Consider the following 13,130-nt stretch of genomic DNA (forward strand, 5'->3'; position numbering starts at 1 on the left):
CCGACCCGTGGACCGTCCGGTCCGGGCCGAACCGTCGCCGTGCCAGCATGGGTGGATGACCACGACCAGCGCCGACGGCCGCGGGATGGCCGCGCTCGCCGCGCTGCTCGCCGACCGGACCCGGGCCAGTTTCTGCCTGGCCCTGCTCGACGGGCGGGCCTGGACGGCGGGGGAACTGGCCCGGTCCGCCGGGGTGGCGGCGTCGACCGCGAGCGACCACCTCACCCGGCTCGTCCAGGGCGGCCTGCTGGTCGAGGAGCGGCAGGGGCGGCACCGGTACGTCCGGCTGGCCGGCCCGGCGGTGGCCCAGTTGATCGAGGACCTGGCCGGGCACGCGCCCGCCCCGCCGGCCCCGCCGCGCACGTTGCGCGCCGCGTCGGCCGGCGCCGCCCTGGCGTACGCCCGGACCTGCTACGACCACCTCGCCGGGCGGCTCGGGGTGCTGGTGCACGACGCCCTGCTCGACCGGGGAGTGCTGGACCGCGCGGGCGGGCTCGCCCTCACCCCGGCCGGGGTGAGCTGGCTGGCGGAGCTGGGCGTACCGGTCGAGCCGTTGCGCGCGGCCCGGCGACCGCTGCTGCGGGACTGCCTGGACTGGACCGAGCGCCGCCCCCACCTGGCCGGGGCGCTGGGCGCGGCGCTCTGCCACCGCTTCCTCGACCTGGGTTGGACCGCACGCGGCACCGGCCGGTCGATCCGCCTCACCCCGGCCGGCCGGCCCGCCCTCGCCGCCGTCCTCGGCCTGGACCCCGCCGACCTGGCCCCACCGTCCCGCGCCACCGGCCCGGCCCGGGCCTGACCCGCCCTCCATGTCCCGACCAGGCCCCGAGGTGGCCGTCGATGAGCGACCGTAGCGCCGCCTTCCACGCCCTGCACCGGCCCGGCCGGCCGCTGCTGCTGCCGAACGCCTGGGACCACGCCTCCGCGGCGGCCCTGGTGGCGCGGGGTCATCCGGCGATCGGCACCACCAGCCTCGGGGTCGCGGCGGCCGGCGGCAAGCCGGACGCGGCCGGGGCGACCCGGGCCGACAACCTCGATCTGGCCCGGCGGCTGCGCGACCTGCCGGTGCTGCTCACCGTGGACATCGAGGACGGCTTCAGCGACGACCCGGTGGCGGTGGCCGACTACGTCGCCGAACTGGCGGCGCTCGGCGTCGTGGGGGTGAACCTGGAGGACGGCCGGCCGGACGGCAGCCTCGCCCCGGTGGAACTCGCCGCCGCCAAGATCGCCGCGGTGAAGGCGGCCGTGCCGGGGCTCTTCGTGAACGCCCGCAGCGATGCCTGGTGGCTGGGGATACCCGAGCCCCTTGACGAGGCCCTGCGTCGGGCCGCCGCCTGGCGGGCGGCCGGCGCCGACGGTTGCTTCCTGCCCGGCGCGCCGGACGACCTGGTCGGGCGGCTGGCCGCCGAGGTCGGCCTGCCGCTCAACGTGCTGTACCGGCCCGGCGGGCCGGACCTGGCCGCGCTGGGACGCCTCGGCGTGGCCCGGGTCAGCACCGGCTCCCTGCTGTTCCGGGCCGCGCTCGGCGCGGCGGTGCACCTCGCGGACGCGGTCCGCGCGAGGCTCGACCCCGGGCTGCCAGCCGCGCCGACGTACGGCTGGGTGCAGGCGCTTTCCATGTCGAAAGATGCTCCTTAGGGGGAGATAGGAAGATTGTTCGGGGTTCGCCCATTCCTGGTGATTACGGTGTGTTTTAGGTTCGATCACGCCGTGTCCGGCCCGGAGAGGGGACCCGACCATGCGACTGCCCAGCCGAAGCCCCGGTCAGCAGCCCGGACCCGCCGTCGCATCCACCGCCCCGACCCGTCGCCGGCCGCCCACCATCGGCCGCCGCCCCGCCTCCCGCGAGCCGGACCTGGCCGCCTATCGGACCGCGGTGGCAGAGCTGCTCGTCGAGGTGGGCGCCCTCGCGGACGCCCCGGCGGCCACCGCTCGACAGGTCCTGCTGGACCAGCGGCTACGGGAACCGGCGATCGCGTCGGTCCTCGAGGCCACCCCGCAGGGACTCGTCGGCGCCCGGGAGACCCTGCTGCTGGAGATGGCCCGCTACCAGCCCAACGCCCGCAGCTCGGCGCACGACCTCACCGCGCTGGTCCGGATCTATCTGCTCTCCCGTATCGACGTGATGTGGTGGGGGGACAGCCCGGCCTACCTCACCGACGGCCAGGTCAACACCAGCACCGACCTGGTCGACCTGGAGTGGCTGCGCCGGCGGGAGCTGCTCGCCTTCCGGTACCAGGAGCAGCCGGCCACGCTCGTCGGTCGCGGCCTGCGGGCGCTGCGGCGCAGGCTGCTGCCCGGCGCCACCCCGCACACCGCCGGGCTGATGTTCCGCCGGACCCGGCGCGAGGTGGTGGCCCTGCTCAACGACGTCGGCCGGGAGTTCGCCCTGGCCACCCCGCCCGGCACGCCGCCGCTCTGGGTGACCAGCCTGGCCCGCAGCGCCGAGCACCAGTACCGGCTGCGCCGCCTCGGGTACGCCGCCATGGTGCCCAGCGGGCACTGCCTGGGCTGGGCGGCCGACGTGGAGATGGCCTGGTTCCGCCGGTTCGGCGTCCGGGGCACCCTGGCCGAGCTGCTGCTGGCCCGGCAGGCGGCCGGCGAGATCAACGTGGTCGACGAGGGCCAGGCCTGGCACCTCTGTCTCGCGCCCACCGCCTGCCGCCGGTTCCGGCGGGCGTACGAGGCCGAGATGGGGGTGTGAGCGGATGTGCGGGATCGCGCTGAGCATCGGCCCGGAGGCCGACCCGGCGGTCTTCCGCCGGATGCTCACCGTCCTCGCCCCACGCGGCGAGGTGACCGAGACCCGGCAGGAGAGCGGCCTGCTCGCCGGCGTCCGCCGGCTACGGATCGTGGACCGGGAACGGGCCGTGCAGCCCTGGCTGTCGCCCGACGAGCGGTACGTGCTCTGCTACAACGGCGAGATCTTCAACCACCACGAGCTGCGTGGCGAGCTGACCCGGCTCGGGTACGCATTCCGCACCGAAAGCGACACCGAGGTGGTCCTCATCGCGTTCCGGCACTGGGGCGAGGAGGCGGTGCGCCGGCTGCGCGGCGAGTACGCCTTCGCCGTGGTGGAACGGGCCACCGCCCGGGCGTACCTGGCCCGTGATCCGCTGGGCGTGAAGGGGCTCTACTGGTCCCGTCGGCCGGGCTGCCTGCACCTGGCCTCGGAGGTCAAGGCGCTGGTCACGCAGAACGCGCCGATCAGCGAGGTGCCGCCCGGCTACCACGGCTGGGCCGAGCCCGACGGGCGGGTCCGGCTGCGCCCGCACGTGGACCTGCTCGACCTCGGGGCCGGGGCACCGCCGGTCGACGACCCGGACGAGGCGGCCCGGCTGGTCCGGACCGCGCTCACCGACAGCATCCGGGTCCGGCTCGACACCGACCTCACCGTCGGCGTGGTCCTCTCCGGCGGCCTGGACAGCTCGCTCGCGCTGCTGCACGCCCGGCAACTGCACCCGGACTGCGTGGCGGTCACCGTCGGTGTACCGGACAGCCCGGACGTCGCGTACGCCCGGCGGCTCGCCGCCGACCTCGGCGTGCCGCACGAGGTGATCGAGCTGCGCCCGCGCGACATCCGGCTGGCCGACGTCCGAGAGGCGATCCGGATCTCCGAGCTGACCGAGTACGGCGAAATCATCAACGCCGTCGTCACCGTGCCGATCTTCCGGCGGCTGCGGGAACTGGGGGTCAAGGTGGTGCTCACCGGGGACGGCTCGGACGAACTGTTCGGCGGCTACCCGATGTACCACCAGGTCGGCCCGGAACGCTCCCGCCGGCTCTTCCTCCACAAGATCCGTAACCTGTGCCGGACCGAGTTGCAGCGGGTGGACCGGGCCAGCATGGGCCACGGGGTGGAGGCCCGGGTGCCCTTCCTCGACCTGAGCGTGGTGGAACTGGCGATGCGGATCCCGCTCGACCTCAAGCTCCGCCACGGCCAGGAGAAGTGGATCCTCCGGCGGGCCTTCGCCGACCTGCTCCCGGACTACATCCGCCGGCGGCCGAAGAACCCGATGTCGTACTCGTCGGGGCTGCACGAGCGGGCCCGGCTCTACAAGCCGCTGTTCGCCCGGCTGCACCGCTCCTTCGGCTACCACCTGCTCGAACCGGTCCGCCGCGACTTCGACAGCGTGCTCAGCCGCTGCGGCAACGACCTGGACCGGGCGATCGCCGACGGCCTGGTCCGACCGGACTACACCGTGCTGGAGCACGCGCGGGACCTGGTCGGCGCGGCGCGGTGGAATGCCGTGCCGGTGGTCCGCCGGCTGGTCAATCCCCGCCGTACCCGGGGCGGGGACGAGGCGCCCCTGCCCGGCTGAGGGCGGCCGGTGATCCGCGCCGGCCGCGGGCTGCGGGGCCGCGCTTGACTCTGACACCGTGTCAGGCACGAGCGTGAGGGGGCCATGTTCACCATCGGAGAGTTCGCCGCACTCGGCCGGGTGTCGGTCCGGATGCTGCGGCACTACGACGGCATCGGGCTGCTGCGCCCGGCCGCCGTGGACCCGCACACCGGCTACCGGTACTACCGGGCGGAGCAACTGGGCCGGCTGAACCGGGTGATCGCCCTGAAGGACCTGGGGCTCACCCTGGACCAGGTCCGGGCCGTCCTCGACGACCGGCTCGACGCCGCCGAGCTGCGGGGGATGCTGCGGCTGCGCCGCGCCCAGCTCGCCGCGCAGCTCGCCGCGGACGCCGCCCGGCTGGCCGGGATCGAGGCGAGGCTCCGAATGCTCGAGACGGAGGGTCGGATGACCACCAAGGACGTCGTGCTCAAAAAGATCCCGGCGGTGCGGATCGCGGAACTGACCGCGGTCGCCCCCAGCTACGAGACGCCGGACATCGGCCCGGTGATCCAACCGCTCTACCCGGAGCTGTTCCGCCGGCTCGACGCGGCCCGGGTCCACCCGACCGGGCCCGGCATCGCCTGGTACGAGCCGGAGGGCGACGGGGAGGCGGTGATCGTGCACGCCGGGGTGACCGTCGGCGTCGACCCGTCGGCCGCCGCGGACTTCGCGGTCGTCGACCTGCCGGCCCTGGCGACCGCCGCGACGATCGTGCACCACGGGTCGATGGACGAGGTCGAGGCGAGTATGGCGGTGCTCGCCCGCTGGATCGAGGAGAACGGCTGGCGGGCCGAGGGTTACGCCCGCGAGGTCTACCTGGAGTACTGCCAGGAGGAGCCGGACAAGGGCGTGACGGAACTCCAGATCCCGGTCTCCCGCCGGTGATCGGGGACGGGCTGCCCGAGGGTGGCGGGCAGCCCGTCCCGCTCCGTCGCGGACATACCCGCTTCCGCCCAGCTGATGCCGCATGTCGGACATCTGGCGCACACCGGAGACGCGAGGTCCGATCGCCGCCAGCATCCGGCACCCCGGACGAGCAGGCTGATGGGCATGACGACGACACGTACCGGGTACCGGATCGAACCGGTGCCGGCCGAGGCGCTGGCCGAGGTGCGGCGTACCGGCCTCGACGCCGGCGGCCGGCCGCCCGAGCGGTGCTGCGCCGAGGGCGGCGAACCGCTGCGCTGCTGCCTGCGCGACGCGACCCCGGGGGAACCGCTGCTGCTCCTCGGGTACGCCCCACCGCTGCCGGATGGCCCGTACCGCGAGGTGGGGCCGATCTTCGCCCACGCCGTCGACTGCTCCGGTCCGGTGCCCGGGACGGGGTACCCGGCCGAGTGGCGGGGGCGAGCGCAGGTGCTGCGGGCGTACGACCGCCGGGGCCGGATCGTCGGCGGCCGGCTGCACGACGGGACCGACCCGGAGGCGGTGGTGGCCGAGCTGTTCGCCGACCCGACGGTGGACCGCCTGCACAGCCGCAACGTGGTGTACGGCTGCTACATGTTCACCGTCGTACGCGGGTGATCCGCCGGGCGTGACCGGCGGCGGCCCGGGTATCAGCCGGACATGGCAGGACTGGACGCGATCGCCGTGGGGCAGGTGGCCCGAGACCTCGTCCTGCTGGTCGACGAGCTTCCCGACCCGTCCCGGACCACCCCGGTGCGCCGCCGGCGGGAACTGCTCGGCGGCAAGGGCGCCAACCAGGCGGTGGGGCTGGCCCAGCTCGGCGTCCGAGTCGGGCTGCTCGGCGTGGTCGGCGAGGACGAGGTCGGCGACCGGTTGCTGGGGCAGGCGCGCAGCGACGGGATCGACGTCGCCCCGGTGCTGCGGCGGCCGGACACGCCCAGCGCGCTGATCGTCGACGTGGTGGACGCCCGGGCGCGCTGGCGCTATCTGGAGGACATCCCCGAGGCCACCCTGCTGACCGAGGCGGACGTGGCCGACGCCGAGGGCGTGCTCCAGGCCGCCCAGGCGGTGGTCGTCCAGCTCCAGCAGCCGCTGCCGGCCGTGTTGGCGGCGGCCCGCTGCGCCCGTACCGCGGATCGGCTGGTGGTGCTGGACGGCGCGCCGGACGACCCGGCCGGCGGGGCGGAGCTGCTCGCCCTCGCCGACGTGCTCCGCGCCGACGCGCGGGAGGCCGGCCTGATCGTCGGCGATCCGCCGGTGGACGCCGCGGCGGGCCTGCGGGCCGGCCGGGAGCTGCTGGCGCGGGGCCCGACGCTGGTCGCCGTCGAGGTGGCGGGGGAGGGGAACGCCTTCGTCTGGCCGGACGGGGAGCTGTTCGTGCCGCTGTCGAAAACGCCCGTGGTGGACAGCACCGGCGCCGGGGACGCCTTCGTCGCGGCGCTCACCGCCGGCCTGCTGCGCGGCGAGGCGTACCCGGTCGTGGCCCGGTACGCGGTGGCGGCGGCCGGCGCGACGGTCGGCCACCCCGGTGGCCGGCCCGCACTCAGCGCCGCGGCGATCGAGGCGCAGCTGGCCCGGATCCCCGCGCGCTGACCCGATGGACAACCGTCGCTGCCTCTTCTACCGTCGCGGGCATGCGGAGGACGCTGCTCGCCACCGGGATCGCCCTGCTGCTGGTCACCGCCGGCTGCGCGCAGAGCCGACGCGGCGCGGAACCGGCGGCGGCCGGCATGCCGACCGCCTCCCGACAGGACGCCGGCCAGGTCGAGCGGACCCTGGCCAGCCTCCGCAGGGTCGACGACCTGCCGCTGTACGAGATGACCTACGTCGGGGACTACGACCCGACGGCCGGCGTCTCCGGCACCCCCGAGGCGAGCCCGTTCGGCTGCTCGCTCTTCGCCGCCCTCGGCGACCGGAACCGGCCGCTGTTCGCCCGCAACTTCGACTGGGAGCCGAACCCGGCCCTGGTGCTGCGGGCCGACCCGCCCGACGCGTACGCCTCGATCTCCCTGGTGGACATCTCGTACCTCGGGGTCGGTGCCGACCCGACCGGGGACCGGCGGCTGCTCAACGCGCCGCTGCTGCCCTTCGACGGGATGAACGAACGGGGCCTTGCCGTCGGGCTGGCCGCCGACGACGGCGCGACCGCCCGTCCCGTGCCGGGCCGGCCCACCGTCGGCTCGGTCCGCATCCTGCGGCTGGTGCTCGACCAGGCGGCCACCGTGGACGAGGCAATCGCCGTGTTCGAACGCTACAACCTCGACTTCGACGGCGGGCCGCCACTGCACTACCTGCTCGCCGACGCCACCGGTGCCTCGGCGGTGGTGGAGTTCGTCGACGGCACCATGCGGGCCGACCGGCGGCGCGGCCCCTGGCAGGCGCTCACCAACGTGCCGGCCGTCGGGGTGGCCGAGCCGGACCTGCGCCGGGACCACCGGTACGGGGTGCTGGCCGAGGCGTTGGACGCCAGCGGCGGGGTGCTGGACGCCACGGCCGCGCTGCGCCTGCTCGGTGCCGTACGGCAGGGGCACACCCGCTGGTCGGTGGTGTACGGCCTGCGTACCGGCGAGGTCCGGCTGGTGCCCGCCACCGGGGGCGGGGAGCGCAGCTATCGGTTGCCGATGAGCTGACAGTCGACGGGCCCGACCCCGCGGGTGCGGTGGCCGGGCCCGAGGACGGGAGAGCGTCAGGGCTTGTAGTCCGGCTGGGTCTGCACGTTCAGCCGGGTGAAGTGCCTCGTGTTGGCGCCCGGGATGGACGCCTGGTCGATCTCCACCACGTCCAGGCCCTTCTGGATGTCGTTGGAGTAGATGTGGCCGTTGTAGTAGTACGACGACCAGGCCCCGCCGGTGATCAGCCGGGTGTCGGAGAGCGGGCCCCGCTCCCAGTAGCCGATCTCCTTCGGGTTGGCCGAGTCGGTGAAGTCCCAGACCGAGATGCCGCCCTGGTACCAGGCCTGGACCATGATGTCGCGCCCGGGCACCGGGATCAGCGAGCCGTTGTGGGCGACGCAGTTCTCGGTGTCGCCGTTCGTCCGGGGGATCTTGTAGTAGCTGCGGAACGCCATGGTCCGGGCGTCACCGGCGCCGGTGATGTCGTAGATGGCATCCGCGCCGCGGTTCGGCCCGACGGTCGGGTTGCAGGTCGCCCCGCCGCCGCCACCGAGCTCGTCGGTGAAGACGACCTTGGTGCCGGTGTTGTTGAAGGTCGCCGAGTGCCAGAAGGCGAAGTTGACCGTGTCCCGCACCTGGTTGATCACCCGGGGCGCCTCCCGGTCGGAGATGTCCATCAGGATGCCGTCACCCATGCAGGCACCGGCGGCCAGGTCCTTCGCCGGGTACACGGTGATGTCGTGGCAGCCGCTGGTCGCCGAGCCGCCCGGGCGACCGGCGTACCCGCCGTCCGGGAAGAGGACGGGCGTGGCCACGACGGCCGCATCGGTAGGCGCATCGAGCGGCACCTTCACGATCGAGATCGAGTCGTGCGGCGGAGGGCAGCCCACGTAGGTGTCCCGAGGACCGTACGACGAGACGTACAGGTAGACCGACGTCCCGTCCTTTGCCGGCACCAAGGTGTGGGTGTGCGAGCCGCAGGCCGTCTTGACGGACTTGATGTACCGGGGCGCGGTCTTGTCGCTGATGTCGAAGACCTTGATGCCTTCCCAGATCGTGTCGACTGAGGGCACGCCCTGGCTGTCGCAGGAGTCACCGTTGCGCGGCGAGTCCGTCGAGAGGAAGAGCAGGTCACCGTAGACGGAAACGTCGTTCTGGGAACCCGGGCAGAGCACCTGCGACATGACCTTCGGTGCGGCCGGGTTCGCGATGTTGTAGATGGTGAAGCCGTTGTAGTTGCCGGCATAGGCGAACGGCCCCTGGAACGCGATGTCGCTGTTGAGCGCGCTCTCGGTGTTGAACGGCCCCATCTTCGGGAGGTTGGCGATCTGGCGGAGGTTGGGGCTGCTGGAAATTTCGTCGACGCCGAGTCCGGCGGCGGTGCTGTCCACGGTGGCCGGTTCGGCGGCGAGCCGTGGGGTGGCCTGCGCGCTGACTGGAGCGGCGACGCTGGCGAGGAGGAGACCGGCGGCGGCGAGGCTACCGATCTGGAAGCGACGGGATCTGGACATGCGGAATCTGGCCATCGGCGACACCCTCCGAAAGGGATTGGCGAATGATCACACCTTACCGTCGACCGATGCGGATCAATGTGATCTGGGTCACATCCAGCGTTCTTTGTTCATGGTTAGGATCGCTCTCACCTCGAATGGAGGGGGTGGCGCATGACTGTCCGACGTGGACGGACGCTGATCGCCGTCACAGCCGTGGCCCTGGCGCTCGTCGCGCTCGGCGTGGCGCTGTGGGGCCGGCCGGACCGCCCGCCGGCTGTCCCGGCCGCCGCGTCGAGTCCGTCGCTCCCGGCGGACGCGCCGCCGGTCATCGTGCCCGGCCGGCCGGGAGAGCCGGCGGTGACCCGCCCCGCCCAGGAGGTTCGGGACGCCGCGCAGCCCCGGTACAACAGCCTCGACGTGTGGTTCGTCCGGATGATGATCCCGCACCACCAGCAGGCGGTGGAGATGGCCGCCCTCGCTCCGGACCGGGCCACCGACCCCCGGATCCGCGCGATCGCCGAGCGGGTCCGGGCCGCCCAGCAACCCGAGATCGGCGTGATGCGAGCGTGGCTGACCGCCCGGGGGCTGCCCGCCGAGGTGCCCAACCACGACCACGGCACCATGCGCGGGATGCAGTCCCCGGAGGCGATGCGGCAACTCGCCGCCACCCGCGGCGCGCAGTTCGATCGCCTCTTCGTCCGGATGATGACCGAGCACCACGAGGGTGCTGTGACGATGGCCACCGACCTGCTCAAGGTGGGCGTCGACCAGACCATGCACGAGTTCGCCAACTCGGTCGCCACCGAGCAGGAGGCCGAGATCGCCCGCCTGCGCGAACTGATCGCTCCCTGACGCCCCACCCCAAGCCCTGCGGCGCGGTAGGCATCGACGCGTGGGGCACCCCGTACGCTGGGTGACCGTGGACCGCGTGATCTTCGGCCGCCCGTTGCGCAGCGTCGCCTTCGACGTCGCCGTCTCCGGGTTCGTGGCGCTCTTCGCCGTCATTGAGGTGGCGCAGCCCGGCGGCTGGACGGCCACCCTGGTCGGGTTCGCGATGGCGCTGGCCCTGCTGTTCCGGCGGACCCACCCGTCGGCGGTGGCGGCCGTGGTGGCCGTGCTCGCCCTGGCGCAGGTGCTCGCCCACTGGGGGCCGCTCGGCTACGACGTCGCCGTGCTGATCGCCCTCTACAGCGTGGTCAAGTACGCCGACCGGCTGCGGGACGGGATCGCCGCCGGGATCGTCGCGGCGGTCGGGGTGGTGCTGGCCGCCCTCCAGGTGCCCAGGTCGGCCGCCTGGTGGGCGAGCGTGCTCTGGTTCGGGATGGTCACCGCGGCGGTCTGGCTGGTCGGGCTGAACGTGCGGACCCGCCGGCTGTACGTGCTGAGCCTGGAGGAGCGGGCCGCCACGCTGGAACGGGAGCGGGAGGCCGAGTCCCGGGCCGCGGTGGCCGAGGAGCGCACCCGGATCGCCCGGGAGCTGCACGACGTGGTGGCGCACAGCATGGCCGTGATGATCGTGCAGGCCGACGGAGTGCGCTACACCCTCGACCGGGACCCGGCCACCGCCCGGGAGGCGGCCAAGGTGGTCGCGGACACCGGGCGGCAGGCGCTGGAGGAGATGCGCCGGCTGGTCGGCGTACTGCGGGAGCCGAGCCGGCCGGAGCCGGCAGGCCCGCCGGCCGCGGTGGCCGCACCCGACGGCGGCCTCTCCGCCGAGCCGGCGCACCGCCGGCCGGCGCTGGTCGAACTGCCCGACCTGCTGGACCGCTTCCGGGCCGCCGGCCTGGCGGTCGACTGCGCCACGACGGGCGAGCCGGCGCCCCTGCCGCCGGGCCTGGAACTGACCGTCTACCGGGTGGTGCAGGAGTCGCTGACCAACGCGCTCAAACACGCCGGCGTGGGCGCGTCCGTCGAGCTGAACCTCGACTGGTCGCCGTCCGCCGTCGTGGTCCGGGCCGTCGACGACGGGCGCGGCCGGCCGATGGTCCGCCCGGCGCCGTCCGGCGGGCACGGCCTGGTCGGCATGCGCGAGCGGGTCGGGGTGTACGACGGCAGCCTCACCGCCGGCCCCACCCTGGGCGGGGGATGGCGGGTCGAGGCGCGGCTGCCGCTACCCTCGGCACCCGGCACGGAGGAGGAGGCGGCATGACGGTCCGGGTGGTGATCGTCGACGACCAGGCGCTGGTCCGGGCCGGGTTCCGCATGGTGCTCGACTCCCAGCCCGACCTGGAGGTGGTCGGCGAGGCGATCGATGGCGCCGACGCGCTGCGGGTGCTGGACCGGGTCGAGGCCGACGTGGTGGTGATGGACCTGCGGATGCCCACCATGGACGGGGTGGAGGCGACCCGGCGGATCTGTGCCCGGGCGACCGGCGGCCGGCCCCGGGTGCTGGTGCTCACCACCTTCGACACCGAGGCAGACGCCTTCGCCGCGCTGCGCGCCGGGGCCAGCGCGTTCCTGCTGAAGAACGTGCCGCCGGAGGAACTGCTCGCCGCGATCCGGGTGGTCGCCGAGGGCGACTCGGTGGTGGCGCCGTCGATCACCCGGCGGCTGCTCGACCGGTTCGCCGGCCAGCTCGGTCCCGGCCCCACCGAGGATCCGCGGCTGGCCCAGCTCACCGAGCGGGAACGCGAGGTGCTGCTGCTGGTGGCGCAGGGGCTGTCCAACGCCGAGATCGCCGCCCGCGTCCACGTGGCGGAGGCCACGGTGAAGACCCACGTCGGCCGGATCCTGGCCAAGTTGCAGCTCCGCGACCGGGTCCAGGCGGTGGTGCTGGCGTACGAGAGCGGGCTGGTCACCCCGGGCGGGTGAGCCGGCGTACGACCGGGGTCGTACGGGTCCACCCGGTCGGGGGCGACCCGGGGCGTACCGAGGCCGAGCGCGCAGGTGGAGATCGACGAGAGGCTGCCGGACCTAGCGTCGAAGGCGTCAGTTGACCCTGTCCCGTGGTGGCCGGGCGGCTGCCGGCCGGCCCGGGGGAGGTCGTCCTCGACGAGGCCACCGTCGCCGCACAGCGGTTCCGACTGGGGTCCCCGGTCCGGGTCGGTGGCGCCACCGGCGCCGCCCGGCCGTACACCCTGGTCGGCACAGTCGACGTGGACGGCACGTCGCGCGACGTCGGCGGGCCGTACATCGGGGTGGCCGGGCCCGACGCCCTCGCCGTCACTGGCCAGCGCGGCTACGACCGGATCATCGTCGCCGCCCGCCCCGGAGCGGACCGGGCCGCCCTGGTCGAGCGGGTCCGGGCGGCGCTCGGCACCGGGGTGACCGTCAAGGATCGGCAGCGGGTCCTCGACGAGGCGGTCGAGGACGCCGTCCGCGACCTGCGGCAGTTCAGCAACTTCCTACTGGCCTTCGCGGTGGTGGCCGTGGTGGTCTCCGGGTTCGTCATCGCCAACACCTTCGCCATCGTGCTGGCCCAGCGCACCCGGCGCACCGCCCTGCTGCGGCTGGTCGGCGCCACCCGCGGCCAGGTGTTCCGGGCCACGCTGCTGGAGGCGGCGGTGACCGGCCTGGTCGCCTCGGTGGCCGGTGTGCTGGCCGGCGTGGGGCTGGCCGGCGGCCTGTCCGCCCTGATGACCGCCCGCGACGCACCGGTGGGCGGGGCGCCCGCGGTCGGCGTCCGGACCGTCCTGCTCTGCCTGGTGCTCGGCACCCTGATGACGGTGGGCGCCGCGGCGGTGCCCTGCTGGCAGGGCACCCGGGTGGCACCGGTGACCGCGCTGACCGACGCGGCCGTGCAGCCGGCGCGGCGGGTCGGCCGACTGCGGCTC

At 74.3% G+C, this 13,130-nt stretch carries 13 protein-coding genes; 12 read left to right on the forward strand and 1 reads right to left on the reverse strand.

Features of this window, described 5'->3' with window-relative positions; all coding sequences use genetic code 11:
• Window positions 1-55 precede the first annotated feature (55 nt).
• The 8 genes from ONA70_RS15910 (at window position 56) to ONA70_RS15945 (ending at window position 7,882) form a co-directional block, all read left to right on the forward strand.
• On the forward strand, window positions 56-799 hold the full coding sequence (locus ONA70_RS15910; RefSeq protein WP_265007211.1) for an ArsR/SmtB family transcription factor: 744 nt from the start codon (window positions 56-58) through the stop codon (window positions 797-799).
• A 41-nt stretch (window positions 800-840) separates the two neighbouring features.
• Window positions 841-1,638 (forward strand): isocitrate lyase/PEP mutase family protein, encoded by a 798-nt coding sequence (locus tag ONA70_RS15915; protein ID WP_265007212.1) that lies wholly within the window; start codon window positions 841-843, stop codon window positions 1,636-1,638.
• A 100-nt stretch (window positions 1,639-1,738) separates the two neighbouring features.
• Window positions 1,739-2,704, forward strand: a complete 966-nt coding sequence (locus ONA70_RS15920) for a hypothetical protein (RefSeq protein WP_265007213.1) — start codon at window positions 1,739-1,741, stop codon at window positions 2,702-2,704.
• A 4-nt stretch (window positions 2,705-2,708) separates the two neighbouring features.
• Window positions 2,709-4,322: an asparagine synthetase B family protein gene (locus ONA70_RS15925; RefSeq protein ID WP_265007214.1), complete on the forward strand. Its 1,614-nt coding sequence runs from the start codon at window positions 2,709-2,711 to the stop codon at window positions 4,320-4,322.
• 84 nt (window positions 4,323-4,406) lie between these two features.
• Window positions 4,407-5,231, forward strand: coding sequence for a MerR family transcriptional regulator (locus tag ONA70_RS15930; RefSeq protein WP_265007215.1), 825 nt, complete (start codon window positions 4,407-4,409; stop codon window positions 5,229-5,231).
• 165 nt (window positions 5,232-5,396) lie between these two features.
• The gene (locus tag ONA70_RS15935) at window positions 5,397-5,870 is read left to right on the forward strand and encodes a DUF1203 domain-containing protein (RefSeq protein ID WP_265007216.1); all 474 of its coding nucleotides are present in this window, start codon (window positions 5,397-5,399) and stop codon (window positions 5,868-5,870) included.
• Window positions 5,871-5,912: 42 nt separating this feature from the next.
• Window positions 5,913-6,845 carry a PfkB family carbohydrate kinase gene (locus ONA70_RS15940; RefSeq protein WP_265007217.1) on the forward strand — a complete coding sequence of 311 codons (933 nt, stop codon included), beginning with the start codon at window positions 5,913-5,915 and terminating at the stop codon, window positions 6,843-6,845.
• Between the two features lie 41 nt (window positions 6,846-6,886).
• Complete coding sequence (locus ONA70_RS15945) at window positions 6,887-7,882, forward strand: carcinine hydrolase/isopenicillin-N N-acyltransferase family protein (protein ID WP_265007218.1); 996 nt, start codon at window positions 6,887-6,889, stop codon at window positions 7,880-7,882.
• A gap of 56 nt (window positions 7,883-7,938) precedes the next feature.
• Here ONA70_RS15945 and ONA70_RS15950 read toward each other — a convergent pair whose 3' ends face one another.
• On the reverse strand, window positions 7,939-9,390 hold the full coding sequence (locus ONA70_RS15950) for an LVIVD repeat-containing protein (protein ID WP_265007219.1): 1,452 nt from the start codon (window positions 9,388-9,390) through the stop codon (window positions 7,939-7,941).
• Between the two features lie 138 nt (window positions 9,391-9,528).
• Between ONA70_RS15950 and ONA70_RS15955 the strand changes: the two genes are divergently transcribed.
• From ONA70_RS15955 to ONA70_RS15970, 4 genes are all read left to right on the forward strand, one after another.
• Entirely contained in the window at window positions 9,529-10,209 is a 681-nt protein-coding gene (locus ONA70_RS15955) for a DUF305 domain-containing protein (RefSeq protein WP_265007220.1), read from the forward strand.
• Between the two features lie 61 nt (window positions 10,210-10,270).
• Window positions 10,271-11,506, forward strand: coding sequence for a sensor histidine kinase (locus tag ONA70_RS15960; RefSeq protein ID WP_265007224.1), 1,236 nt, complete (start codon window positions 10,271-10,273; stop codon window positions 11,504-11,506).
• Window positions 11,503-12,168, forward strand: coding sequence for a response regulator (locus ONA70_RS15965; RefSeq protein ID WP_265007221.1), 666 nt, complete (start codon window positions 11,503-11,505; stop codon window positions 12,166-12,168). Before ONA70_RS15960 ends, ONA70_RS15965 begins: the two co-directional genes overlap by 4 nt.
• 137 nt (window positions 12,169-12,305) lie before the next feature.
• The coding region (locus ONA70_RS15970; RefSeq protein ID WP_265007222.1) for an FtsX-like permease family protein at window positions 12,306-13,130 on the forward strand (825 nt) is incomplete at its 3' end.

It is taken from the genome of Micromonospora yasonensis, assembly GCF_026013475.1.
Taxonomy (GTDB): domain Bacteria; phylum Actinomycetota; class Actinomycetes; order Mycobacteriales; family Micromonosporaceae; genus Micromonospora; species Micromonospora yasonensis.

What these genes read in the sequence shown, in the direction of transcription:
- ONA70_RS15910 (WP_265007211.1), top strand. Translation starts at nt 56, where the DNA reads ATGACCACGACCAGCGCCGACGGCCGCGGGATGGCCGCGCTCGCCGCG.
- ONA70_RS15915 (WP_265007212.1), top strand. Translation starts at nt 841, where the DNA reads ATGAGCGACCGTAGCGCCGCCTTCCACGCCCTGCACCGGCCCGGCCGG.
- ONA70_RS15920 (WP_265007213.1), top strand. Translation starts at nt 1,739, where the DNA reads ATGCGACTGCCCAGCCGAAGCCCCGGTCAGCAGCCCGGACCCGCCGTC.
- ONA70_RS15925 (WP_265007214.1), top strand. Translation starts at nt 2,709, where the DNA reads ATGTGCGGGATCGCGCTGAGCATCGGCCCGGAGGCCGACCCGGCGGTC.
- ONA70_RS15930 (WP_265007215.1), top strand. Translation starts at nt 4,407, where the DNA reads ATGTTCACCATCGGAGAGTTCGCCGCACTCGGCCGGGTGTCGGTCCGG.
- ONA70_RS15935 (WP_265007216.1), top strand. Translation starts at nt 5,397, where the DNA reads ATGACGACGACACGTACCGGGTACCGGATCGAACCGGTGCCGGCCGAG.
- ONA70_RS15940 (WP_265007217.1), top strand. Translation starts at nt 5,913, where the DNA reads ATGGCAGGACTGGACGCGATCGCCGTGGGGCAGGTGGCCCGAGACCTC.
- ONA70_RS15945 (WP_265007218.1), top strand. Translation starts at nt 6,887, where the DNA reads ATGCGGAGGACGCTGCTCGCCACCGGGATCGCCCTGCTGCTGGTCACC.
- ONA70_RS15950 (WP_265007219.1), bottom strand. Translation starts at nt 9,390, where the DNA reads ATGGCCAGATTCCGCATGTCCAGATCCCGTCGCTTCCAGATCGGTAGC.
- ONA70_RS15955 (WP_265007220.1), top strand. Translation starts at nt 9,529, where the DNA reads ATGACTGTCCGACGTGGACGGACGCTGATCGCCGTCACAGCCGTGGCC.
- ONA70_RS15965 (WP_265007221.1), top strand. Translation starts at nt 11,503, where the DNA reads ATGACGGTCCGGGTGGTGATCGTCGACGACCAGGCGCTGGTCCGGGCC.